The 24,400-nt window shown below is 65.5% G+C and carries 21 protein-coding genes; 12 read left to right on the top strand and 9 right to left on the bottom strand.

Annotated features, from left to right (window positions below; all coding sequences use genetic code 11):
* The first annotated feature begins 16 nt into the window (after nucleotides 1-16).
* Nucleotides 17-964: a signal recognition particle-docking protein FtsY gene (gene ftsY, locus QX094_RS11310; RefSeq protein WP_316169947.1), complete on the top strand. Its 948-nt coding sequence runs from the start codon at nucleotides 17-19 to the stop codon at nucleotides 962-964.
* Nucleotides 965-1,049: 85 nt separating this feature from the next.
* Nucleotides 1,050-1,652, top strand: coding sequence for a septation protein A (locus tag QX094_RS11305; RefSeq protein WP_315750623.1), 603 nt, complete (start codon nucleotides 1,050-1,052; stop codon nucleotides 1,650-1,652).
* 302 nt (nucleotides 1,653-1,954) lie between these two features.
* Here QX094_RS11305 and QX094_RS11300 read toward each other — a convergent pair whose 3' ends face one another.
* The 5 genes from QX094_RS11300 to ccmA all read right to left on the bottom strand — a co-directional run bounded on the left by QX094_RS11300 (nucleotide 1,955) and on the right by ccmA (nucleotide 5,222).
* Nucleotides 1,955-2,551 carry a DsbE family thiol:disulfide interchange protein gene (locus tag QX094_RS11300; RefSeq protein ID WP_316173398.1) on the bottom strand — a complete coding sequence of 199 codons (597 nt, stop codon included), beginning with the start codon at nucleotides 2,549-2,551 and terminating at the stop codon, nucleotides 1,955-1,957.
* The gene (gene ccmD, locus QX094_RS11295) at nucleotides 2,548-2,727 is read right to left on the bottom strand and encodes a heme exporter protein CcmD (protein WP_315825771.1); all 180 of its coding nucleotides are present in this window, start codon (nucleotides 2,725-2,727) and stop codon (nucleotides 2,548-2,550) included. The genes QX094_RS11300 and ccmD overlap by 4 nt, the downstream gene beginning before the upstream one ends.
* 1 nt (nucleotide 2,728) lies before the next feature.
* Nucleotides 2,729-3,505, bottom strand: coding sequence for a heme ABC transporter permease (locus QX094_RS11290; protein ID WP_315750625.1), 777 nt, complete (start codon nucleotides 3,503-3,505; stop codon nucleotides 2,729-2,731).
* Nucleotides 3,506-3,598: 93 nt separating this feature from the next.
* Nucleotides 3,599-4,267 (bottom strand): heme exporter protein CcmB, encoded by a 669-nt coding sequence (gene ccmB / locus QX094_RS11285; RefSeq protein ID WP_315715915.1) that lies wholly within the window; start codon nucleotides 4,265-4,267, stop codon nucleotides 3,599-3,601.
* Between the two features lie 325 nt (nucleotides 4,268-4,592).
* Entirely contained in the window at nucleotides 4,593-5,222 is a 630-nt protein-coding gene (gene ccmA, locus QX094_RS11280; RefSeq protein ID WP_315715916.1) for a heme ABC exporter ATP-binding protein CcmA, read from the bottom strand.
* 223 nt (nucleotides 5,223-5,445) lie between these two features.
* Between ccmA and acnA the strand changes: the two genes are divergently transcribed.
* From acnA to QX094_RS11265, 3 genes are all read left to right on the top strand, one after another.
* The gene (gene acnA / locus QX094_RS11275) at nucleotides 5,446-8,166 is read left to right on the top strand and encodes an aconitate hydratase AcnA (protein ID WP_316173397.1); all 2,721 of its coding nucleotides are present in this window, start codon (nucleotides 5,446-5,448) and stop codon (nucleotides 8,164-8,166) included.
* A gap of 188 nt (nucleotides 8,167-8,354) precedes the next feature.
* Nucleotides 8,355-9,137: a DUF1223 domain-containing protein gene (locus tag QX094_RS11270; RefSeq protein WP_315716182.1), complete on the top strand. Its 783-nt coding sequence runs from the start codon at nucleotides 8,355-8,357 to the stop codon at nucleotides 9,135-9,137.
* Between the two features lie 420 nt (nucleotides 9,138-9,557).
* Nucleotides 9,558-9,923, top strand: a complete 366-nt coding sequence (locus QX094_RS11265; protein ID WP_315750627.1) for a DUF2794 domain-containing protein — start codon at nucleotides 9,558-9,560, stop codon at nucleotides 9,921-9,923.
* Between the two features lie 45 nt (nucleotides 9,924-9,968).
* Here QX094_RS11265 and QX094_RS11260 read toward each other — a convergent pair whose 3' ends face one another.
* The 4 genes from QX094_RS11260 to QX094_RS11245 all read right to left on the bottom strand — a co-directional run bounded on the left by QX094_RS11260 (nucleotide 9,969) and on the right by QX094_RS11245 (nucleotide 15,015).
* Nucleotides 9,969-10,496 carry a GNAT family N-acetyltransferase gene (locus QX094_RS11260; protein WP_315716183.1) on the bottom strand — a complete coding sequence of 176 codons (528 nt, stop codon included), beginning with the start codon at nucleotides 10,494-10,496 and terminating at the stop codon, nucleotides 9,969-9,971.
* 158 nt (nucleotides 10,497-10,654) lie between these two features.
* Entirely contained in the window at nucleotides 10,655-11,446 is a 792-nt protein-coding gene (locus tag QX094_RS11255; RefSeq protein WP_250172563.1) for a Bax inhibitor-1/YccA family protein, read from the bottom strand.
* 264 nt (nucleotides 11,447-11,710) lie between these two features.
* Entirely contained in the window at nucleotides 11,711-14,281 is a 2,571-nt protein-coding gene (locus tag QX094_RS11250) for an ABC transporter permease (protein ID WP_315750629.1), read from the bottom strand.
* Nucleotides 14,278-15,015, bottom strand: a complete 738-nt coding sequence (locus QX094_RS11245) for an ABC transporter ATP-binding protein (protein ID WP_315750630.1) — start codon at nucleotides 15,013-15,015, stop codon at nucleotides 14,278-14,280. Before QX094_RS11245 ends, QX094_RS11250 begins: the two co-directional genes overlap by 4 nt.
* 55 nt (nucleotides 15,016-15,070) lie before the next feature.
* On the opposite strand from QX094_RS11245, the gene QX094_RS11240 reads away from it, so the two are divergent.
* From QX094_RS11240 to QX094_RS11210, 7 genes are all read left to right on the top strand, one after another.
* Nucleotides 15,071-15,703, top strand: a complete 633-nt coding sequence (locus QX094_RS11240) for an arylesterase (RefSeq protein WP_316173396.1) — start codon at nucleotides 15,071-15,073, stop codon at nucleotides 15,701-15,703.
* Nucleotides 15,704-15,908: 205 nt separating this feature from the next.
* Complete coding sequence (gene thpR / locus QX094_RS11235) at nucleotides 15,909-16,487, top strand: RNA 2',3'-cyclic phosphodiesterase (RefSeq protein ID WP_315715923.1); 579 nt, start codon at nucleotides 15,909-15,911, stop codon at nucleotides 16,485-16,487.
* A 153-nt stretch (nucleotides 16,488-16,640) separates the two neighbouring features.
* Complete coding sequence (gene zapE / locus QX094_RS11230) at nucleotides 16,641-17,822, top strand: cell division protein ZapE (protein ID WP_315715924.1); 1,182 nt, start codon at nucleotides 16,641-16,643, stop codon at nucleotides 17,820-17,822.
* 226 nt (nucleotides 17,823-18,048) lie between these two features.
* Nucleotides 18,049-19,017 carry a malate dehydrogenase gene (gene mdh / locus QX094_RS11225; protein WP_009031546.1) on the top strand — a complete coding sequence of 323 codons (969 nt, stop codon included), beginning with the start codon at nucleotides 18,049-18,051 and terminating at the stop codon, nucleotides 19,015-19,017.
* 127 nt (nucleotides 19,018-19,144) lie between these two features.
* The gene (gene sucC, locus QX094_RS11220) at nucleotides 19,145-20,341 is read left to right on the top strand and encodes an ADP-forming succinate--CoA ligase subunit beta (protein WP_315715925.1); all 1,197 of its coding nucleotides are present in this window, start codon (nucleotides 19,145-19,147) and stop codon (nucleotides 20,339-20,341) included.
* Nucleotides 20,342-20,396: 55 nt separating this feature from the next.
* Entirely contained in the window at nucleotides 20,397-21,281 is an 885-nt protein-coding gene (gene sucD / locus QX094_RS11215; protein ID WP_172184319.1) for a succinate--CoA ligase subunit alpha, read from the top strand.
* Nucleotides 21,282-21,420: 139 nt separating this feature from the next.
* Nucleotides 21,421-24,378 carry a 2-oxoglutarate dehydrogenase E1 component gene (locus tag QX094_RS11210; RefSeq protein ID WP_316173394.1) on the top strand — a complete coding sequence of 986 codons (2,958 nt, stop codon included), beginning with the start codon at nucleotides 21,421-21,423 and terminating at the stop codon, nucleotides 24,376-24,378.
* The last annotated feature ends 22 nt before the right edge of the window (nucleotides 24,379-24,400 follow it).

Genomic DNA, 24,400 nt, shown 5'->3' with positions numbered 1-24,400 from the left:
GGGCTAACACCACGCCATGAACGATACCACCTCCGAAACACCCAAGCTGTCGTGGTGGCGGCGGCTGTCGGCCGGCCTGAAACGCACGTCCGGCGCGCTCGGCACGGCCGTCGCCGATCTCGTCACCAAGCGCAAGCTCGACCGCGCGATGCTCGACGACATCGAGGACGTGCTGCTGCGCGCCGATCTCGGCACCCAGGTCGCCGCGCGAATCGCCGACGCCGTCGGGACCGGCCGCTACGACAAGACGATCAGCGCCGACGAGGTCAAGGCGGTCGTCGCGACCGAGGTCGAGAAGGTGCTGTCGCCGGTGGCGAAGCCGCTCGAGATCGCGCCGGGCCACAAACCGTTCGTCATTCTCGTCGTCGGCGTCAACGGCTCCGGCAAGACGACCACGATCGGCAAGCTGGCGCAGAAATTCGCCTCCGAAGGCAGGCAGGTGATGCTGGCCGCGGGCGACACGTTCCGTGCCGCCGCGATCGAGCAGCTCAAGGTCTGGGGCGAGCGCACCAAGGCGCCGGTGATCGCCGGCGCGCAGGGCTCGGACTCCGCCAGCCTTGCGTTCACCGCCATCACCGCGGCAAAGGAGCAGGGCCGCGACATCCTGCTGATCGATACTGCCGGCCGTTTGCAGAACAAGGCCGAGCTGATGAACGAGCTCGAAAAGGTGGTGCGTGTCATTCGCAAGGTCGACGCGTCGGCGCCGCATGCGGTGCTGCTCGTGCTCGACGCGACGGTGGGACAAAATGCGCTGTCGCAGGTCGAGGCGTTTCATCGTACGGCAGGCGTCACCGGCCTCGTGATGACCAAGCTCGACGGTACGGCGCGCGGCGGCATCCTCGTGGCGCTGTCGGAGAAGTTCAAGCTGCCGGTGCACTTCATCGGCGTCGGCGAGGGGGTCGATGATCTCTCACCGTTCGCCGCGAGAGATTTTGCGCGGGCGATCGCCGGCATCGAGGATTGACGTCGCCACGCTCGGGCTCCGGCCCACCGCCAGATCGAGACGACCGGATCAACCGCTGCCGTGGCTGCAGCCAACAGGACATGGAATGGACAAGACCCAGCCGCACCCGCTGTTCAAGCTCGCGACCGAGCTCGGCCCGCTGATCATCTTCTTCGTGGTCAATGCCAAGTTCAACCTGTTCGCGGCGACCGGCGCGTTCATGGTCGCGATCATCGCGGCGCTGATCGCGTCCTACGTGGTGACGCGGCACGTCCCGCTGATGGCGCTGGTGACCGCCGTCGTCGTCATCGTGTTCGGCACGCTGACCCTGGTGCTGCACGACGAGACCTTCATCAAGGTCAAGCCGACCATCATCTACGGACTGTTCGCGGCCGTGCTTGGTGGCGGGCTGCTGTTCAATCGCTCCTTCATCGCGATCATGTTCGATCAGATGTTCAATCTGACGCCCGCGGGCTGGCGCATCCTCACGTTTCGCTGGGCGCTGTTCTTTGCCGCGATGGCGGTGCTGAACGAGATCATCTGGCGCACGCAGAGCACCGATTTCTGGGTCGGCTTCAAGGCGTTCGGCGTCGTGCCGCTGACCATGATCTTCGCCATCGCCCAGATGCCGCTGATCAAGCGCTACCACCAGGACCCGGCGTCGCTCGAAGCCAGCGATGCGGCGGAAGGGGATGTGAGCAAGGGGTAGCAGCCCCGAACGCGGTCATCGCGAGGAGCGTACCGACGAAGCAATCCAAGGCCCGTAGATGCTCCGGATCGCTTCGCTTCGAGGTTCTCCGCGCCGTCATTCCGGGGCGCGCCGCGCAGCGGCGTGAGCCCGGAATCCATAACCACGACAAGGCGTGTGACGCGAGATGGCCGTGGCGCCCGTCTTCGCCAAACGACCGCTCGTGAGTATGGATTCCGGGCTCGTCGCTTCGCGCCGCCCCGGAATGACGACGCAGAGAGAGGAGCGTGTTTGCCGCTGAAGCTCCGATGGCTGCGCGAGGCTTACGAACCCGCCTTCAGCGCCTTCTCGATTTCCGGTTTCAACACCGCATCGATGTTCTGCGCCGTGATCGGGCCGACCAGCTTGTAGACGATGGTGCCCTCGCGGCCGACGACGAAGGTCTCGGGCACGCCATAGACACCCCATTCGATGCCGGCGCGGCCGTTGCCGTCGACGCCGACGACGTCATAAGGGTTGCCGTAGCGGCCGAGGAAGCGGCGGGCGTTGTCGGCGCCGTCCTTGTAGTTGATGCCGATGATCTGGAAGCGCTTGTCGCGGCCGAGCTCGACCAGCAGCGGCGCCTCGTCGTGGCAGGGCACGCACCACGATGCCCAGACATTGATGATACTGACCTTGCCCTTGAGCGCAGCCGGGTCGAGGCCGGGCACCGGCGTGCCGTCCCTCGCCAGTTCCGCCAGCGCCGGCAGCGGCGTGGCCGGCGCGGGGCGGCCGATCAGCGCGGATGGAATGCGCGACGGGTCGCCGTTGCCGAGGCGCGACCAGAACAGCGCCGCCAGCCCGAGGAACACCACGAGCGGCAGCAGCATGAGGAATGAGCGGCGCCGCGGCGCCGGCTCTGTCGCAGCCTGTTCGGTCATTGGATATCCGTCGCGGCGCGGCCGGAACGGCGGCTGATGCCGCTGTCGTCGAGCGCGCGCAAGCGCGCCTTCTGGGTGCGGTAGTCGATGGCGATCCAGCCGATCAGCAGCATCACGACCAGCGCCGCCGCAAGATAGGAGGTGGCGATGAAGGAGGTATAGGGGCCGAGGTCCATGTCAAGCCGCTCCCGCGATCTGGCCTGCCGCATCGTCGGCTGGTGCGGCCGTGGTGTAGGCGCGGGCCTGCATCATCTGCAGGCTGCGGACGCGCCGGCGCAGGATCTCGTTGCGCATCGCCGCGACATGCAGGGTAATGAACAGGAACGAGAACCCGACGGCCATCACCAGCAGCGGGATCAGGAATGATTTGTCGAGCGCCGGACCGCCCATCCGCATCACCGACGCCGGTTGATGCAGCGTGTTCCACCAGTCGACGGAGAACTTGATGATCGGCAGGTTGATCGCGCCAACCAGCGTCAGCACGGCGGCAGCACGGGCGGCGCGGGTCGGATCCTCGACCGCGCGCCACAGCGCCATCAGGCCGAGATACATCAGGAACAGAATCAGCACCGAGGTCAGCCGCGCATCCCACTCCCAATAGGTGCCCCACATCGGCCGGCCCCACAGCGAGCCGGTGAGGAGAGCGAGGAACGTGAAGCTGGCGCCGATCGGGGCGGCGGCCTTGGCAGCGACGTCGGCGAGCGGATGCCGCCACACCAAGGTGCCGAGCGAGGCGATGCTCATGATGCTCCAGACGAACATCGACAGCCAGGCATTGGGCACGTGGATGAACATGATCTTGACGGTCGCGCCCTGCTGATAGTCGTCGGGCGCCAGCGCGGAGAGGTACAGGCCGGCAGCCAGCAGCGCGGCCGTGACCAGCGCCAGCCACGGCAGCAGCCGCGCCGCCAGCGCAAGGAACCGGGTGGGATTGGCGAGGTCGATCAGCGACATGAGACCCTTGTTAAAGGCGGAAGCGGTTGCAGGCAATCAGCACGGCGCCGCTAGATAAGAGTTGATCATGGTCAAACCCCGGCGGGCGGCGGGTCAATCCAGCCCGTTCCGCAAGCTTGTCGCAGCGGCGAACGGGCCGATCACGAAACTCACCAGCGACAATGCGCACAGGATCGAGAACGGCGCCCCGAACGGCAGCGGGCCGACGATGGCCGCCTGCGACGCCGCGACGCCGAAGATCAGCACTGGGATCGAAAGTGGCAGCACCAAGACCGCCAGCAGCAGCCCGCCGCGGTGCATCGTCACAGCCAGTGCTGCACCGATCATGCCGATGAAGGTCAGGGCAGGCGTGCCCGCCAATAACGTCAGCGCGACGGCGCCGGTCGCTGTGGCGTCGAGGTTGAGCAGCAGGCCGAGCACGGGCGTCGCGATCACCAGCGGCAGGCCGGCGGCGAGCCAATGCGCCAGCGCCTTGGCGGCGCAGGCCAGCTCCAGCGGTGTCCGGCTCATCACGACCAGGTCGAGCGAGCCGTCCTCGTGGTCGGCGGTGAACAGCCGGTCCAGGGTGAGCAGGCTGGAGAGCAGGGCACCGAGCCAGAGGATGGCGGGGCCGAGCCGGGTCAGCAGCGCCAGATCCGGCCCGACCGCGAATGGCATCAGCACCACGACGGTAAGAAAGAACAGCACGCCGATCAACGCGCCGCCGCCGATACGCAGCGCGATCTTGATGTCGCGGCGGATGAGGGCACCGAGGGCGGTCATGCGGATAGGGCCTCGGCTGATTGCTTGATGGCAGATGGTGAGCCGCGCTCCCTCGACCCGCAAACTGCGCTCCGTCCCCCCTTGTGGGGGAGATGGGGGAGGGCTGGGGAGGGGGGTGGCTCCAGGTGACGCTGCCGTTGCGGACCGCCGGCTCCTCCCCGCAGGGGGGAGGGGTCGGCGCGCCGATGGGACGTTGGTTGGTGCAACCGAATCTCGTCAAACAAGTTAGAGCGCGTCGTGGGGCACCCCCGTCCCTGATCCTCCCCCACAAGGGGGGCGGGAACGGAGAGAGCGGTGGGTGGGACTGCGAAGAGGCGAGAGGGAATCATCGAGCCTCCCCGATCCGCAGCTCGCGTGTGTCGATGCCGAGCGGGCCGTGCGTCGCCGCGACAATCAGCCCACCCCCGGCGAGATGCTCCCGCATCAGCCCCGCGAACATCGCCTGCCCGGCGACGTCGAGCGCCGCGGTCGGTTCATCGAGCAGCCAGAGCAGGCGGGGCACCGCGAGCAGGCGGGCCAGCGACAGCCGGCGGCGCTGGCCGGCGGACAGATAGGCGGCGGGCAGGTCGATGGCGTGGGCGATGCCGACGGCCGCGAGGCAGTCGGGGATCGGCCGCGTGATGCCGCCGCCGAGGAATTCGGCCCAGAAGGTCAGGTTTTCGCGCACGCTGAGCGCCGGCTTCAGCGCGTCGCGGTGGCCGAGATAATGCGCCTGCTCGGGCACCGTGAGCTCGCTCTCACCGCCCTCGATCGCGATGGAGCCGCCCGCCGGCAGCAGCAGACCGGCAATCAACCGCAGCAGTGATGTCTTGCCCGCACCATTGTGTCCGGTCACCGCCAGCGCCTCGCCCGCGACCGCTTCGAAGGCTAGTCCTGCGAACACCTCGCGGCCGCCGCGCACGCACCTGACGTCGCGGCCGAACAGCTTCGGAGACAGTGTTGAAGTCGCCTGCATGGCCCGTCGTGACAGCCCCTAGGGAATTGATGGCTAGCGCGTGAGAATTTGTGGGTGATGCCACGTCGGGACTTGCTTGTCTCTGTGGCGGCGCAGTTAGAAAGCTTCTATAAGCCCGACCTTGATGCAGCACACAATCGCCCGCTGCAAGCCATCCGGCGCCTCGCGCTGACGGTTCTTAAATACCCCCTCCGGGTATACAGATCAATTGGGATTTCCACGCATGACCTCGCTCGACAGCTTCAAGTGTCGCAAGACCCTCAAGGTCGGAACGAAGAGCTACATCTATTACAGCTTGCCCACAGCCGAGAAGAACGGTCTCAAGGACATCTCCAAGCTGCCGTATTCGATGAAGGTGCTGCTCGAGAACCTGCTGCGCAACGAGGACGGCCGCACCGTCACCAAGGACGACATCGTCGCGGTGTCCAAATGGCTGCGCAAGAAGTCGCTGGAGCATGAGATCGCCTTCCGCCCGGCGCGCGTGCTGATGCAGGATTTCACCGGCGTGCCGGCGGTGGTCGACCTCGCGGCGATGCGCAACGCAATGCAGAAGCTCGGCGGCGATGCCGAGAAGATCAACCCGCTGGTGCCGGTCGATCTCGTCATCGACCACTCGGTGATCGTGAACTACTTCGGTGACAACAAGGCGTTCGGCAAGAACGTCGCCGAGGAGTACAAGCAGAACCAGGAGCGTTACGAATTCCTGAAGTGGGGCCAGAAGGCGTTCTCGAACTTCTCCGTCGTGCCGCCCGGCACCGGCATCTGCCACCAGGTCAACCTCGAATACCTGGCGCAGACGGTCTGGACCAAGAAGGAGAAGATGACGATCGGCCGCACCAAGGGCACCTTCGAGGTCGCCTATCCGGATTCGCTGGTCGGCACTGACTCCCACACCACCATGGTCAATGGTCTCGCCGTGCTCGGCTGGGGCGTTGGCGGCATCGAGGCCGAGGCCTGCATGCTCGGCCAGCCGCTGTCGATGCTGCTGCCCGACGTCGTCGGCTTCAAGCTGACCGGCGCGCTGAAGGAAGGCGTCACCGCGACCGACCTGGTGCTGACCGTCACCCAGATGCTGCGCAAGCTCGGCGTGGTCGGCAAGTTCGTCGAGTTCTTCGGCCCCGGCCTCGACCATCTCTCGGTCGCCGACAAGTCGACCATTGCCAACATGGCTCCCGAATACGGCGCGACCTGCGGCTTCTTCCCGGTTGACGCCGCCACCATCGACTATCTGAAGACCTCGGGTCGCAAGGCGCCGCGCGTCGCGCTGGTCGAGGCCTATGCCAAGGCGCAGGGTCTGTTCCGCACTGCCAAGTCGCCGGACCCGGTGTTCACGCAGACGCTGACCCTCGATCTCGCCGACGTCGTGCCGTCGATGGCCGGTCCGAAGCGTCCCGAAGGCCGCATCGCGCTGCCGGCGGTGGCCGAAGGTTTTGCGACCGCGTTAGCCGGTGAATACAAGAAGCCCGATGCCGCCGATCAGCGCTTCGCGGTCGAGGGCAAGGACTTCGACATCGGCCATGGCGACGTCGTCATCGCCGCCATCACCTCCTGCACCAACACCTCGAATCCGAGCGTGCTGATCGGCGCCGGCCTCTTGGCCCGCAACGCCGCCGCCAAGGGCCTCAAGGCCAAGCCGTGGGTGAAGACCTCCCTCGCTCCCGGCAGTCAGGTGGTTGCCGAATACCTTGCCAATTCGGGCCTGCAGAAGGACCTCGACAAGGTCGGCTTCAACCTCGTCGGATTCGGCTGCACCACCTGCATCGGCAATTCCGGCCCGCTGCCGGAGGAGATCTCGAAGTCGATCAACGACAACGGCGTGGTCGCGGCGGCCGTGTTGTCGGGTAACCGCAACTTCGAAGGCCGCGTCTCGCCGGACGTGCAGGCCAACTATCTGGCCTCGCCGCCGCTGGTCGTGGCCTATGCGCTGGCCGGCACCGTGACCAAGGATCTTTCGGTCGAGCCGATCGGCATCGGCAAGGACAAGAAGCCGGTCTACCTGAAGGACATCTGGCCGACGACCAAGGAGGTCAACGACTTCGTCAAGAAGTTCGTCAAGGCGTCGATCTTCAAGAAGCGCTACGCCGACGTGTTCAAGGGCGACACCAACTGGCGCAAGATCAAGACGGTCGAGAGCGAGACCTATCGCTGGAACATGTCGTCGACCTACGTGCAGAACCCGCCGTATTTCGAGGGCATGAAGAAGGAGCCCGAGCCGATCAAGGACATCGTCGAGGCCCGCGTGCTGGCGCTGTTCGGCGACAAGATCACGACCGACCACATCTCGCCGGCCGGTTCGATCAAGCTGACTTCGCCTGCCGGCAAGTTCCTCAGCGAGCACCAGGTCCGCCCGGCCGACTTCAACCAGTATGGCACGCGCCGCGGCAATCACGAGATCATGATGCGCGGCACCTTCGCCAACATCCGCATCAAGAACTTCATGCTCAAGGGTGCCGACGGCAACATTCCCGAGGGCGGCCTGACCAAGCACTGGCCCGACGGCGAGCAGATGTCGATCTACGACGCCGCGATGAAGTATCAGGAAGAGGGCGTGCCGCTGGTGGTGTTCGCCGGCGCCGAATACGGCAACGGTTCGTCGCGCGACTGGGCCGCCAAAGGTACCCGGCTGCTGGGCGTCCGTGCCGTGATCTGCCAGAGCTTCGAGCGCATCCATCGCTCCAATCTGGTGGGTATGGGCGTGCTGCCGCTCACCTTCCAAGAAGGCACGTCCTGGTCCTCGCTCGGCCTCAAGGGCGACGAGAAGGTTACCATCAAGGGCCTGCAAGGCGACCTGAAGCCGCGCCAAACCCTGACCGCCGAGATCGTCTCGGCCGACGGTGCGGCGCAGCAGGTGCCGCTGCTCTGCCGGATCGATACGCTCGACGAGCTCGACTACTACCGCAACGGCGGCATCCTGCACTACGTGCTGCGCAAGCTCGCCGCTTAACCAACGCGCGATGCGACAGTTTGGCTCACTCTGAAGTGAGTAGCGGGTGATGAAGGAGGCGGCCTATGACAAAGGCCGCCTCTTTTGCATTTTCGGTTTGTTAACTACGAGGACGGCATCGCGGATGCAGTGATGCACAGGGCGCAGCGGACGGTGGTCCAGACGGGACAGTGGCGATGAGTGGACAGATGTCGTGGTGGTCGCGCGCAGCGCTGAGTGTCTGTGCGGTCATCGCTTTCGTCCGGCCCGCTGCGTCCGATCCCCGTGCGGTGATCGAACTCTTCACCTCGCAAGGCTGTTCGTCCTGCCCGCCGGCTGACAAGATCCTCGGCGAGCTCGCCAGAGATCCTTCGGTGATCGCGCTGTCCCTGCCGATAGACTACTGGGACTATCTCGGCTGGAAGGACACGCTGGCCGACTCCCGCTTCACGGCCCGGCAGCGGGCCTATTCTCGTGCGCGCGGCGACCGCGAGGTCTATACGCCGCAGGCGGTGGTCAACGGCTCCGTGCATGTGATCGGCAGCGACCGCGAGGCGATCGAGGGCGCCATCGAGGAGACCGTCCAGGGTGGCAGCGTGATGTCGGTGCCGGTGAGGCTGTCGGTCGACGGCCAGGACCTTACTGTCTCCGTGGCCGCGGCCAACGACCAGATGCCGCGCAAGCACGGCGAGGTCTGGGTCTGCTCGATCTCGCGGGTGGTCCCGATCTCGGTCGGCCGCGGCGAGAACAGCGGCCGTGATCTGACCTATTACAACGTCGTTCGCGGTCTTCAGAAGCTGGGTGACTGGAATGGGTCGCCGGTCAGATGGAGCGTGCCGCTGGAGAAGATCGCCCGCGAGGGCGTCGATGGCACCGTCGTCTATGTGCAGGACGGCAGTCGCGACCGCCCTGGGCCGATGCTCGGGGCCGCCTTTTCCGAGTTGCCGTTGGGCGGACGGGCTTCAGCAACAGCGCGCGGTCCCGAGCGCTGATCTTCCGTCGTCCTGATCTTCGTTTTCGCTGACGTGCGTTAGGCGCGTCACGTCCGTGCGACGGCGCGTCCCGACAATCTTACGTGCAGCTCACGCCAGAAAAGCAAAAGGACCAACTTGCGTTGGCCCTTTGCCTTACTTGTGAATAGACCCGATCCTGACGACCCCGGGGGGCTGGGGGCTGAGGAATCCGGAACCGAAAGGACCGGGCCAACGCACACGAATCTTATGCCGAAGGTCGGGGGCGGTCGGTGGGCGGAAAGACGGCGCGATTATGATTCTGCTAACGATCCCGTGACGCTTGCGTGTTCGCGGAACCGACGGCCTCGCAGGCTCGGTCGAACTTCAACAACGAAAACGGCCCCTTGCGGCTTCTGCCGGATGGCGCGATCATGTCGCACCGATGACAGGAGGACGCCAATGAACCTCACGCCGGAGGACGCCGACCCCAGCGAGAACCGCGCGGCGGCGCGCAGTGCGGCCGCAGCGCCGAGCCGGGTGACGTTCGACCGCCTGGAGCTGAACCGCATCCTGAACCTCTACGGCCGCATGGTCGCCGACGGTGAGTGGCGCGACTATTCAATCGACTTCCTGCGTGACCGGGCCGTCTTCTCCGTGTTTCGCCGGGCGTCCGAGGTGCCGATCTACCGCATCGAGAAGGATCCGCGTCTCGCACGCAAGCAGGGCATGTACAGCGTGATCTCGGCCACCGGGCTGATCCTGCGCCGCGGCCACGAGCTCGAGCGCGTGCTGCTGGTGATCGCGCCGAAACCAGCCCTGGTCTGATCCCACGCGCTCCGGGTTGATCATGACCTTCCGACTGGCGCTGCCTTACGCCGGGACGTCGCTGCTCCCGGCCCCGAGCGGGCGCTGCATCATCACAGTATCGAGCCAGCGGCCGAATTTCAGGCCGACGCTCGGGTGGGTGCCGATCATCTGGAAGCCGCAGGCGGTATGCAGCCCGACCGAGCCGGAATTGGCGGAGTCGCCGATGACGGCGATCATCTGGCGAAAGCCTCCCTCCTCACAGGCGTCGATCAGCCGCCGCATCAGGCGCATCCCGATGCCGCGACGCTGGCTGGCCGGAGCGAGATAGACCGAGTTCTCCACCGTGAAGCGATAGGCAGGGCGGGGCCGGTAGGGCCCGGCATAGGCATAGCCCACCACCTCTCCGTCCAGCAGGGCAGCGAAATAGGGGAAGCCGCCGTCGCGGAGCGCCCGGAAGCGGCGCGTCATCTCCGCCAGATCCGGAGGGTCGAGCTCGAAGGTGGCCGTGCCCTCGCGGACGGCTTGGCCGTAGATGGCGGTGATGGCGGGAAGGTCGGCCTCCTGGGTGGGCCGGATTTCAATGTCGGACATGGGGGGGAAGCATACCCAGGCGGACGCGGCGATCAATCCGGCCTCGCGGCATGGCTGCCGCTGCGGCTTTGCGCCGGTCGCAATCGGGGTTTGTGCAAACGAAAAGCCCCGGCGGTGAGGCCGGGGCTTCGAAGGTCGCTCGTTCGAGCGGTTGGATATCAGTCGCGCTGTCCGAGCAACTGCAGCAGCAGCGTGAACAGGTTGATGAAGTTCAAGTACAGCGACAGGGCGCCGGTGATTGCCGCGCGCTCCGCGATGTCGCCGCCCGCGGAAGCGTAGCCGTAGATGTACTCGTTCTTCAGACGCTGCGTGTCCCAGGCGGTCAGGCCGGCGAACACGAACACGCCGATCACCGAGACGATGAACTGCAGCATCGAGCTCGCCAGGAACAGGTTCACGAGGCTCGCCAGCACGATGCCGATCAGGCCCATGAACAGGAACGAGCCCATGCCCGTCATGTCACGCTTGGTCGTGTAGCCGTAGAGGCTCAGCGCGCCGAACGTCGCCGCGGTGATGAAGAACACCCGCACGATCGAGGTGTGGGTGTACACCAAGAAGATCGACGACAGCGAGATGCCCATCAAGGCCGAGAACACCCAGAACAGGATCTGTGCGGTCGACGGCGCCAAGCGGTTGATGCCGGCCGAGATCGCGAACACCATGACCAGGGGGGCCAGGATGAACAGCCACTTCAGCGGGCTCACGAACATCGCGTAGCCGAACTGCGTCAGATAGGCGTTACCGAACTTGAACACGCCGGCCGCCGGATCGCCGGTCACCGACGCCATGTAGACGCCCAGTGCCGCAAGGCCGGTGATGGCCAGGCCGATGCTCATGTAATTGTAGATGCGCAGCATGTAGGCGCGCAGACCGGCGTCGACGGTCGCGGCATCGGCGCGCCCGGCCACCCGGCCAAAGGGTGAAGCATAGTTGCGGTCTAGGTCCGACATGGTCGATTCCCGTTGGTTGCCCGGCAGCCCGGTCCTGACAGGACCTTTGGCCGGTTCTCGAAAAACCCTATCTCATACCCACTGCTGCAGATATTAAATTTGCGTCATCGGCAAATTCGCCATCTTTTGGCAGGTCTCTGAGCCCATTCCCTAGATGGGAAACTAGCATATCTGCCGCAAGCTTCCACGCGCGGCTGAATGTCGCTCCGCGCGCGTCCCAGCCGCAGAAATCGCGTTAACCGTGCGGCATGAGCGCGCAAGCCGCTACAGATTCCGAAGAACCGTCGCGGGCTTCTGGTTGAGCGCCAGCAGCGTGCCGGCCAGGCCGAGGCCGACCGTCACGATCAGTGCGGCCACGACCACCAGCGCGGCGCTGCCGGCCTGCCAGGCGAAGCTCAACGTCATCAGCCGGGTCACGATCAGCCAGGCGGACACCGAGCCGGCGATGACGCCGAACGCGGCGGTGGCAAACCCGATCATCAGATATTCCAGCGCGTAGGCGCCGAGCAGCCGCAGCCTTGTCGCGCCCAGGGTCTTCAGGATGACGGCATCGTAGACCCGGTGGCGGTGGCCGGCTGCCAGCGCGCCGCCCAGCACCAGGATGGCCGAGATCAGCGTCACCGCACTGGCGCCGCGGATGGCGAGCGCGAGGTTGGAGACCACCGAGCCCACCGTCTCCATCACCTCGCGGACCCGCACGCTGGTCACCATCGGGAAGGCGTCGGCCACCTTGCGGATGACACGGGCATCCTCGGCGGTATCGGAGCGCGCCTCGGTGAGGGTGGCGACATGGGTGTGCGGCGCTCCCTTGAAGGCATTCGGGGAGAACACCAGCACGAAATTGATGCCGAGCCCCTGCCAGTCGATGGTGCGCATGTTGCCGATCCGCGCCGTGATGTCGCGTCCGAGCACGTTGACAACGATGTCGTCACCGAGCTTGAGGCCGAGACCGTCGGCGATCCGCTTCTCGATCGAAACCAGCGGCGGGCCGCTGTAGGTCTCGCCCCACCACTCGCCCTCGACGACCTTGGATCCTTTGGGAACTTCGGCGGTATAGGTCAGGCCCCGGTCGCTCTGCAGCACCCATTCGGTGTCCGTCGTCGCCTTGAGGTCCTCGGCGCGCACGCCGCGGGCGGAGACGATGCGCCCGCGCAGCATCGGCACGTCTTCGACAGTGGATTGAGGGGCGAGGTCCCTGAGGAAGTCGCGGAAGCGGTCGGCCTCGCCGGAGGGGACGTCGATGAAGAAAAACGACGGCGCCTGTTCCGGCAGTTGAGCCAGGAACTGGCGTCGCAGATTGCCGTCGATCTGGGTAATCGTGACCAGCACGGCGAGTCCCAGCCCGAGCGACAGCACCACGGACGGTGTCAGCGCGCCCGGGCGATAGATATTGCTGACCGCCAGCCGCAGCATCGGGAAGCGGCTGCGCGGCAGGGCGCGCGCAATCGCCATCACCGCGGCGGCAATGCCGCGCAACAGCACGAACACCAGCGCGGCGGCGACGACGAACACGGCTGCGATGCGCTTGTCGTAGGACAGGCCGATCACGACCGCGATCAGCAACGCGACGGTGCCCGCGATCAGCACCAGATAGCTCCAGCGCGGACGGTGCCATTCGGCGATGACCGCCTCGCGGAACAACGCCGCCACCGGCACGTCGCGTACGCGCCCGAGCGGCCACAGACCGAACGCCAGTGCGGTGAGCAGACCATAGACGAAGGACAGCGCCAGCTCATCCGAATGAATGGCCGGGATCACGGGCAGCGGCAGGATGTTGCCGAACAGCCCGACGATGGCAAACGGCAGGGCCGCCCCGGCGCTGAGGCCGATGATCGAACCGATCGTGGCGAGCACCATCACCTGCACGAGGTAGATGCCGAACACGTCGCGGCTGGTGGCGCCGAGGGCCTTGAAGGCCGCGATCACCTCGGTACGGCGGTCGACATGGCTCTTGACCGCATTGGCGACGCCGACGCCGCCGACCAGTAGGGCGGCGAGACCGACCAGGGTGAGGAACTGGGTGAAGCGGCCGATCGTCCGCTCCAGTTGCGGCGAGGCGTTGCTGCGGCTGCGGATCTCCCATCCGGCCGAGGGCAGCGTCAGGCGGGTATCGGCGATGAAGGACGCCGCGGCGTGGTCGTCCTTGGCATTGTCGGGCAGCCGGACCCGGTAGGTCCAGCGCACCAGGCTGCCCGGCTGCAGCAGCGGTGTGGCCCGCAGGCCCGCCTCGCTGATCAGGAAGCGTGGCCCGAGGCCGATGCCGCCGGACAATTTGTCGGGCTCGGCCTGCAGCGCGCTGCGAATCTGGAAGCGGACCGTGTCGATGGTGACGGTGTCGCCGATCCTCAGATCGAGCCGAGCCAGCAGCGCCGGATCCGCCGCAGCTCCGTAGACGCCGTCGCGCTCGGCCAGGATGTCGGCCATCGGCAGATCTGGCTGGAGCTCAGCCTTGCCGAGCAGCGGATAGGCGTTGTCGACCGCCTTCAGCTCGACCAGCGCCAGCTTGGCGTCGCCCGAGCGCACCATGGCGCGCAGGGTCGCTGCCAGCGACAGCTTTCCACGCGAGCGCAGGAAGTCGATCTCCTCCGGCTTGGCCTCGCGCTGGAACAGTGAAAAGGCGACGTCGCCGCCGAGCAGCGTACGTCCTTCGCGAACCAGGCCGTCGTTGAGGCTCGCCGCCACCGAGCCGACACCGGCAATGGCGAGCACGCCGAGCGCGATGCAGGCGATGAAGACGTAGAAGCCGCGCAGGCCTCCCCGCAGCTCGCGCAGCGCGTAGCGCACGGGCAGTGCGGCCATGCGGCCGCCGGCGATCGGTTCAGCGACGGTGGTCATGCGAGGGCCGGCTCGTGCGCGCCGCCGTCGGCTTCGATCCGCCCCGAGCGCAGCCGGACCACGCGGTCGCAACGATGCGCAAGCCCGCTGTCATGGGTCACCAGCACCAGCGTCATGCCGCGCTCGGCATGCTTGGTGAACAGCAGGTCCACGATCTGCCGTCCGGTGGTCTCGTCGAGATTGCCGGTCGGCTCGTCGGCCACCAGAATGGCCGGGTCCGGCGCAAGTGCCCGCGCCAGCGCCACGCGCTGCTGCTCGCCGCCCGAGAGCTGGGTCGGATAGTGGTGCAGCCGGTGTCCGAGTCCGACCGAATCCAGCTCGCGGGCGGCGCGCTCGGCGGCGCCGGAATGGCCCGCCAGCTCCAGCGGCACCGCGACATTCTCCAGCGCCGTCATGGTCGGGATCAGATGGAAGGACTGGAAGACGATGCCGACCTGGCGGCCGCGGAACCGCGCCAGAGCGTCCTCGTCCAGGGCATTGAAAGCGGTCCCGTTGACCACCACCTCACCCCCATCAGGACGTTCCAGCCCCGCCATCACCATCAGCAATGTGGACTTGCCAGAGCCCGACGGTCCGATCAGACCGATCGTCTCGCCCTGTCCCACCCGCAGGCTGATGTCCTTGAGGATATGGACCCGCGCCGCGCCGGTGCCGAGCGAGAGGTTGACGTTCGAGATGGTAATGGTGTCCGGCGCAAGGCCGGCCAAAGGCGAGGTTTCGATGAGACTGTCCATGGCTCGGTCATATGGCAACTCCGCAAGCCGGGTCGAGAGGCGCGGACATATCTTCGTGCACATACTCGTGTTGATGCTCGCCTTGATGACAGTCGGGCCCGCGTTCGCGGGTGCCGAGGCCGTCAAGCCGATCAAGCTCGTCGTTCTCGGCGATTCCTTGAGCGCGGGACTCGGCCTGTCCGCCTCGGATGCGTTTCCAGCCAAGCTGCAGAAGGCGTTGCAGGCCAAGGGGCTGCCGATCGACCTCACCAATGCCGGCGTGTCCGGGGACACCTCGTCCGGCGGCCGCGACCGGCTCGACTGGTCGGTGCCGGAGGGGACCGAAGCGGTCATCGTCGAGCTCGGCGCCAATGACGCGCTGCGCGGCATCGATCCCGCCGTGACGCGCAAGGCTTTGAGCGAAATCGTGACCCGGCTGAAGGCCAGGGGCATCGCCATGATGCTGTGCGGCATGCTGGCGCCGCCGAATTTCGGCAGCGACTACGCCGCGAAATTCAACGCGATCTACCCCGATCTCGCCAAGCAGTTCGACGTGCCGCTGTATCCATTTTTCCTCGATGGCGTCGCCGCCGACGCCAAGCTGAACCAGGCCGACGGCATCCACCCCACTGCGGCGGGCGTCGACATCATCGTGTCCAGGCTGTTGCCTACGGCGGAAGCATTCCTGCGTCCGCTTCGTGGGCAATGACGGAACGAAGCGCCGCGTCGATCATTTGCGATAACCTTAAGGACCGGGTTTTCCGCAGCTTTTACCGGCGTTAACCCGCCTTCCGTCGCGGAGTCATATAAGTTCGGTAGGAATGATGCATTGGCGATTCGTCGTCGATCATTTCTCGAAGGCATGATCTCGTCAATTTTCGAGATCAGCCTCCAGCATCGGGAGTCCTGAAACGATGCCGCGTTTGTTTACTGGACTGGAAATCCCGGCCGAGGTTGGCCACACGCTTTCCGGTTTGCGGGGTGGCCTCCCCGGCGCCCGCTGGATCGATCCCGAAAATTACCATGTGACGTTGCGTTTCATCGGTGACATTGACGGCGCCTCCGCCAACGAGATCGCCTCGATGCTGTGGCGGGTGAACCGCAAGCCGTTCGAAGTGACGGTGCAGGGTCTCTCCAGCTTCGGCGGCCGCAAGCCGCGCGCCGTCGTTGCCAACGTCGCGCCGAGCCGCCCCCTGATCGAGCTGCAGGCCGAGCTCGAGCGGCTCATGCAGCGGATCGGGCTCGATCCGGAGGGCCGCAAATTCGTGCCCCACGTCACGCTGGCGCGGCTGCACGATGCGTCGAGCCAGGACGTCGCCGACTATCTCTCCGTCCGCGGCTATTTCCCGAGCCGCGTGTTCATGGCCGAGCGCTTCGTGCTGTTTTCGTCGCGTGCCTCGACCGGCGGCGGGCCCTATGTGGTCGAGGACGCCTACGACCTCTCGCCGGGGGTGAGGTCTGCAGCGGGGTCGTTCAAGCCAGCCGTTCGCTGAGGCCGGGAGCGAAGACGAACGTCGTTAGCCCCGGACTAACGATCACGGCGGCGTTTGCGTGCCATATACCACGACCACACGGCTCCGACGCATGGCGGCTTCCACCATTTGCGGATTGCATTTTGCGTAAGTCTCATGACCTAGAGTGGGCTCATGCTGTCCACTCCGTCAGACGCGTTCCGCGCGCAATATCAGTCTTTGGTCGATACCGGTGCGATCGAGGCCGACCTCGCCCAGGCCGAGGTCGCCGACGCCCTGGCGGCGCTGGAGCGCCGGCTCTCCACCTACAAGCCCACGCGCAAGCAAGGCTTGTTGGGCCGCCTTTTTGCCGACAAGAGCGAGCCGCCGAACGGCCTCTATGTCCACGGCGAGGTCGGGCGCGGCAAGACCATGCTGATGGACCTGTTCTTCCAGAACTGTCCCGTCGAGCACAAGCGCCGCGCGCATTTTCACGAATTCATGGCCGAGGTGCATGAGCGCATCTACGGCTACCGCCAGAACATCGCGCGCGGCGAGCTCGCCGATGCCGATGTGATCGGTCTCACGGCGCAGGCGATCTTCGATCAGGCCTGGCTGCTCTGTTTCGACGAATTCCATGTCACCGACATCGCCGACGCGATGATCCTGGGACGTCTGTTCGCCAGGCTGTTCGAGCTCGGCACGGTGGTGGTGGCGACCTCCAACGTCGCGCCTGAAGACCTCTACAAAGGCGGCCTCAACCGCGCGCTGTTCCTGCCCTTCATCAAGCAGATTGCCGACCACATGGACGTGATGCGGCTGGACGCGCGCACCGATTTCCGGCTGGAGAAGCTGGCCGGCGTGAAGATGTGGCTGGTGCCGGCCGATGTCGACGCGCGAGCGGCGCTCGACAAGGCCTGGGCGCGGCTCACGGGCCATGCCAAGTGCAAGCCGCGCGACATGACGATCAAGGGGCGCATCCTGCACGTCCCGTGCTCCGCCAACGGCGTCGCCCGCTTCGATTTTGCCGATCTCTGCGAGAAGCCGCTGGCGGCCTCGGACTATCTGCGGCTCGCGCACGACTATCATACGATCCTGATCGATCACGTTCCGGTCATGGATCTGGCCGAGCGCAATGCCGCCAAGCGGTTCATCACCCTGATCGATACGCTCTACGACAACGCCGTGAAGCTGATCGCCTCCGCCGAAGCCGACCCGATTTCGCTCTACGTCGCGACCGAGGGCATCGAGGCCATGGAGTTCAAGCGGACCACCTCGCGCCTGATCGAGATGGGTTCGGACTCCTATCTGGCCCTGCCGCACGGGCGGAAGGACTCGGCGGCATCTGGGACTTCCACGGGGTTGGTCGAAACCTGACAAATACTGGAGTTTTGGCGAACGCCAGCCGCCGGGCACACAGCCGCGAAAAGGCCACGCCAATCATGCTGAAAGGATCATCAGCAGCCGTCGCCCGGTCCTGATCGAAATCAAGGCAGGCCCGTCAATTGGCCATAGCTTGACTTGAACGGCCGGGGCGAAAGGGATAACCACCAGTCGACTTTTCAACCTCCCTCACTCCTTCGGGTTCAAAGGAAAATTTGCCATGGCGCGCGACAAGATTGCTTTGATTGGCTCCGGTCAGATCGGCGGAACGCTGGCTCACCTCGTCGGCCTCAAGGAGCTCGGCGACGTCGTGATGTTCGACATTGCCGAAGGCGTTCCGCAGGGCAAGGCGCTCGACATCGCCCAGTCATCGCCGGTCGACGGCTTCGACGCGCACTACACCGGCGCCAACTCCTATGAGGCGCTCGACAACGCCAAGGTGTGCATCGTTACGGCGGGCGTACCGCGCAAGCCGGGCATGAGCCGCGACGACCTCTTGTCGATCAACCTGAAGGTGATGGAGCAGGTCGGCGCCGGCATCAAGAAGTACGCGCCCGACGCCTTCGTCATCTGCATCACCAATCCGCTCGACGCGATGGTCTGGGCGCTGCAGAAGGCCTCGGGGCTTCCGGCCAAGAAGGTCGTCGGCATGGCCGGCGTGCTCGACTCGGCGCGTTTCCGCTACTTTCTGGCTGATGAGTTCAACGTCTCGGTCGAGGACGTCACCGCCTTCGTGCTCGGCGGTCATGGCGACACCATGGTTCCGCTGACCAAGTACTCGACCGTTGCCGGCATTCCGCTGCCCGACCTCGTCAAGATGGGCTGGACGTCGCAGGCCCGCATCGACGAGATCGTCGATCGCACCCGCAACGGCGGCGCCGAGATCGTCAACCTGCTGAAGACCGGCTCCGCCTACTACGCTCCGGCGGCGTCGGCGATCGCAATGGCCGAGAGCTATCTGCGCGACAAGAAGCGCGTGCTGCCCTGCGCGGCGCATCTCAACGGCGAGTTCGGCGTCAAGGACATGTATGTCGGCGTGCCCGTCGTGATCGGCTCCAAGGGTGTCGAGCGCATCGTCGAGATCGAGCTCGCCGGCAAGGACCGCGAGGCGTTCGACAAGTCGGTCGCCGCCGTGCAGGGCCTGGTCGACGCCTGCAAGAAGATCGCGCCCGACCTGCTCGGCCGCTGATCAGGGGTCATTCACGGGGCGTAATCTCGCCCACATCGAGTTGCAGGATGTTTGGTATATGGTATACCAGACATCCTAACAACAATTCTGGTCGTCACCCCATCGCGGGTTCGGGGAGCAAGCGCTTATGAACATTCACGAATATCAGGCCAAGGCACTGCTGCACGAGTTCGGCGTGCCGATTTCCAAGGGCGTGCCGGTTCTCCGTCCGGAGGACGCGGATGCGGCGGCGAAGACGCTCGGTGGCCCGGTCTGGGTCGTGAAGAGCCAGATCCACGCCGGTGGCCGTGGCAAGGGCAAGTTCAAGGAGGCCTCGGCCGGCGACAAGGGTGGCGTCCGCCTCGCCAAGTCGATCGACGAGGTCAACACTTTCGCCAAGCAGATGCTGGGCGCGACGCTGGTGACCGTGCAGACCGGCCCCGACGGCAAGCAGGTCAATCGCCTCTACATCGAGGACGGCTCGGATATCGACAAGGAGTTCTATCTGTCGCTGCTGGTCGACCGCGAGACCTCGAGGGTCGCCTTCGTGGTGTCGACCGAAGGCGGCGTCAACATCGAGGACGTCGCCCACGAGACCCCCGAGAAGATCGTGACCTTCTCGGTCGACCCGGCCACCGGCGTCATGGGCCATCACGGCCGCGCCGTCGCCAAGGCGCTGAAGCTCTCCGGCGACCTCGCCAAGCAGGCCGAGAAGCTCACCACCCAACTCTACAATGCGTTCGTCGCCAAGGACATGGCGATGCTCGAGATCAACCCGCTGGTCGTCACCAAGCAGGGCCAGCTGCGCGTGCTCGACGCCAAGGTGTCGTTCGACTCCAACGCGCTGTTCAAGCACCCGGAAGTCGTCGCGCTGCGTGACGAGACCGAGGAAGATGCCAAGGAGATCGAGGCCTCCAAATACGACCTCAACTACGTTGCGCTCGACGGCACCATCGGCTGCATGGTCAACGGCGCCGGCCTTGCCATGGCGACGATGGACATCATCAAGCTCTACGGCATGGAGCCCGCCAACTTCCTCGACGTCGGCGGTGGCGCCAGCAAGGAGAAGGTCGCGGCGGCGTTCAAGATCATCACCGCCGACCCGAACGTGAAGGGCATCCTGGTCAACATCTTCGGCGGCATCATGAAGTGCGATGTCATCGCCGAGGGCGTCGTGGCCGCGGTCAAGGAAGTCGGCCTGAAGGTGCCGCTCGTGGTGCGCCTCGAAGGCACCAATGTCGATCTCGGCAAGAAGATCATCAGCGAGTCCGGTCTGAACGTGTTGCCCGCCGACAATCTCGACGACGCCGCGCAGAAGATCGTCAAGGCCGTCAAGGGAGGCTGAGCGCCGGTCCAGGCGCTCGCTCATTCCTCACCGCAACGCTTTTAGAGAAAGCACGATGTCCATCCTCATCGACAAGAACACCAAGGTCATCTGCCAGGGCTTCACTGGCAAGAACGGCACCTTCCACTCCGAGGCGGCGATCGCCTACGGCACCAAGATGGTCGGCGGCACGTCGCCGGGCAAAGGCGGCTCGACCCACCTCGGCCTGCCCGTGTTCGACACCGTCAAGGAGGCCCGCGAGGCCACCGGGGCCGACGCCTCGGTGATCTACGTCCCGCCGCCGGGCGCCGCCGACGCGATCTGCGAGGCGATCGACGCCGAGGTCCCGCTGATCGTCTGCATCACCGAGGGCATCCCGGTGCTGGACATGGTCCGCGTCAAGCGCTCGCTGCAGGGCTCCAAGTCGCGCCTGATCGGGCCGAACTGCCCGGGCGTGATGACCGCCGGCGAGTGCAAGATCGGCATCATGCCGGCCAACATCTTCAAGCCCGGTTCGGTCGGCATCGTGTCGCGCTCCGGCACGCTGACCTACGAGGCGGTGTTCCAGACCACCTCGGAAGGTCTCGGCCAGACCACGGCGGTCGGCATCGGCGGTGATCCGGTCAAGGGCACCGAGTTCATCGACATGCTCGAGATGTTCCTGGCTGACCCCAAGACCACCTCGATCATCATGATCGGTGAGATCGGTGGCTCGGCCGAGGAGGACGCGGCGCAGTTCATCAAGGACGAAGCCAAGCGCGGTCGCAAGAAACCGATGGTGGGATTCATCGCCGGCGTCACCGCGCCTCCCGGCCGTCGCATGGGTCATGCCGGCGCGATCATCTCCGGCGGCAAGGGCGATGCCGGCTCGAAGACGGCCGCGATGGAAGCGGCTGGTATTACCGTGTCGCCGTCGCCTGCGCGGCTCGGAAAGACGCTTGTCGAAAAGTTGAAATCCTGATTCAGGGCTTAGTGCTTTTCGGCGCGAATATTTACAATAAATAAGGTAAACGGTCCTAACCCGAGCCTGATCCGCGTCCCCCGCGGGTCAGGCATTGCGCCGTTTTGATTGGGCGCATCGAAATTACCAGGACGCCACCATGTCTCGCCAAGATGCGAACGCCGCCTTCGCCCTGTCGTCTTTTCTGCAGGGCACCAATGCCACCTACATCGATGAGATCTACGCCCGCTACGAGAAGGATCCCGCTTCGGTCGACCCGGAATGGCAGGAGTTCTTCAAGAGCCTGAAGGATGCGCCGGCCGACGTGCAGAAGAATGCGTCGGGCCCCTCCTGGGCGCGCAGCAACTGGCCGGTCTCCCCCCGGGACGAATTGACCTCGGCGCTGGACGGCAACTGGGCCGTCGTCGAGAAGAAGGTCGGCGAGAAGATTGCGCAGAAGGCTCAGGCCAAGGGCGTCGAATTGTCGGCGGCCGACGTCAACCAGGCCACCCGCGACTCCGTCCGCGCGTTGATGCTGATCCGCGCCTACCGCATGCGCGGCCACTTCCACGCCAAGCTCGATCCGCTCGGCATCGAGGCGCCGCGCAACCGCGAGGAGCTGGACCCGCGTTCCTACGGTTTCACCGAGGCCGACTACGACCGCAAGATCTTCCTCGATCACGTGCTCGGCCTCGAATATGGCAGCTTGCGCGAGATCGTCGCGATCTGCGAGCGCACCTATTGCCAGACGCTTGGCGTCGAGTTCATGCACATCACGAACGCGGCGCAGAAGGCCTGGATCCAGGAGCGCATCGAGGGGCCGGACAAGGAGATCTCGTTCACCCGTGAGGGCCGTCGCGCGATTCTGCAGAAGCTGATCGAATCCGAAGGCTTCGAGAAGTTCTGCGACGTCAAGTTCACCGGCACCAAGCGCTTCGGTCTCGACGGCGGCGAGTCGCTGATCCCGGCGCTGGAGCAGATCATCAAGCGCGGCGGCAATCTCGGCGTGAAGGAGATCGTGCTGGGCATGCCGCATCGCGGCCGCCTCAACGTGCTGACCCAGGTCATGGGCAAGCCGCATCGCGCGCTGTTCCACGAGTTCAAGGGCGGCTCGGCCAATCCCGACGCGGTCGAAGGCTCCGGCGACGTCAAGTACCACCTCGGCGCCTCCTCGGACCGCGAGTTCGACGGCAATCGCATCCACCTGTCGCTGACCGCCAACCCCTCGCATCTCGAGATCGTCGACCCCGTGGTGCTCGGCAAGGTCCGCGCCAAGCAGGACCAGCACGGCGATCCGCCCGACATGCGCATCTCGGTGCTGCCGCTCTTGATGCATGGCGACGCTGCGTTCGCCGGCCAGGGCGTGGTGGCGGAGTGCTTCGCGCTATCGGATCTGAAAGGCTACCGGACCGGTGGCTCGATTCATTTCATCGTCAACAACCAGATCGGCTTCACGACCTATCCGCGCTATTCGCGCTCGTCGCCCTACCCGTCCGATGTCGCCAAGATGATCGACGCGCCGATCTTCCACGTGAACGGTGACGATCCGGAAGCCGTCGTGTTCGCGGCCAAGGTCGCGACCGAGTTCCGGCAGAAGTTCCACAAGCCGGTCGTCATCGACATGTTCTGCTACCGCAGGCATGGCCACAACGAAGGTGACGAGCCGGCTTTCACCCAGCCGGTGATGTACAAGAAGATCGCCGGCCATCCGTCGACCTTGGAGATCTACTCCAAGCGGCTGGTCGCCGAAGGCGTGATGACCGAGGGCGAGGTCGACAAGGCCAAGGCCGACTGGCGCGCCCGTCTCGACGCCGAGTTCGAGGCCGGCACGAGCTATCGTCCGAACAAGGCCGACTGGCTCGACGGCAAGTGGGCGGGTTTCAAGTCCGCCGACCAGGAGGAGGAGGCGCGCCGCGGCGTCACCGGCGTCGAGATCGACCGCCTCAAGGAGATCGGCCGCAAGATCACCAAGGTGCCGGACGGCTTCCGCGTGCATCGGACGATCCAGCGTTTCCTCGAGAACCGCGCCAAGGCGATCGAGAGCGGCATCGGGCTCGACTGGGCGACCGGCGAGGCGCTGGCGTACTGCTCGCTGCTGCTCGAAGGCCACAAGGTTCGCCTCTCCGGCCAGGACAGCGAGCGCGGCACCTTCTCGCAGCGCCATTCGGTGCTGATCGATCAGGAGGACGAGAGCCGCTACACGCCGTTCAACCATCTGGCTCCGGAGCAGGGCCACTTCGAGGTCATCAACTCGCTGCTGTCCGAAGAAGCCGTGCTCGGCTTCGAATACGGCTATTCGCTCGCAGAGCCGACCGCGCTGACCCTGTGGGAGGCGCAGTTCGGCGACTTCGCCAACGGCGCTCAGGTGTTGTTCGACCAGTTCATCTCGTCGGGCGAGCGCAAATGGTTGCGCATGTCCGGCCTGGTCTGCCTGCTGCCGCACGGCTATGAGGGCCAGGGCCCCGAGCATTCCTCGGCACGCCTCGAGCGCTATCTGCAGATGTGCGCCGAGGACAACATGCAGGTGGTCTATCCGACCACGCCGGCAAACTACTTCCACGTGCTGCGCCGGCAGCTGCATCGCGAGATCCGCAAGCCGCTGATCGTGATGACGCCGAAATCGCTGCTGCGCCACAAGCGCGCGGTGTCGCGGCTCGAGGAGCTCGCCAAGGGCACCACGTTCCACCGCATCCTGTACGATGACGCCCAGATGCAGGCGGACGACAAGACCAAGCTGGTGCCGGACGACCAGATCCGCCGCATCGTGCTGTGCTCGGGCAAGGTGTATTACGATCTCTACGACGAGCGCGAGAAGCGCGGGCTCAACGACGTCTACCTGATGCGCGTCGAGCAGCTCTATCCGGTGCCACTCAAGGCGCTGGTCGCCGAGCTCGGCCGCTTCAAGAACGCAGAAGTCGTGTGGTGTCAGGAAGAGCCGCGCAACATGGGCGCGTGGCACTTCATCGAGCCGTATCTCGAGTGGGTGCTGAACCAGACCGGCGGCAAGAGCAAGCGTCCGCGCTATGCCGGCCGTGCTGCGTCGGCCGCGACCGCCACGGGCCTGATGTCCAAGCATCTCGCCCAGTTGAAGGCGCTGCTCGACGAAGCCCTGAACTGAACCTGCCTTTTTTGACGCGCCC

Origin of the sequence: Bradyrhizobium sp. SZCCHNS1050 (assembly GCF_032484785.1) — a bacterium.
Taxonomy (GTDB): domain Bacteria; phylum Pseudomonadota; class Alphaproteobacteria; order Rhizobiales; family Xanthobacteraceae; genus Bradyrhizobium.
Note: the sequence above shows the minus strand (reverse complement) of the source record. Positions and strands in the feature narration are given on the sequence as shown.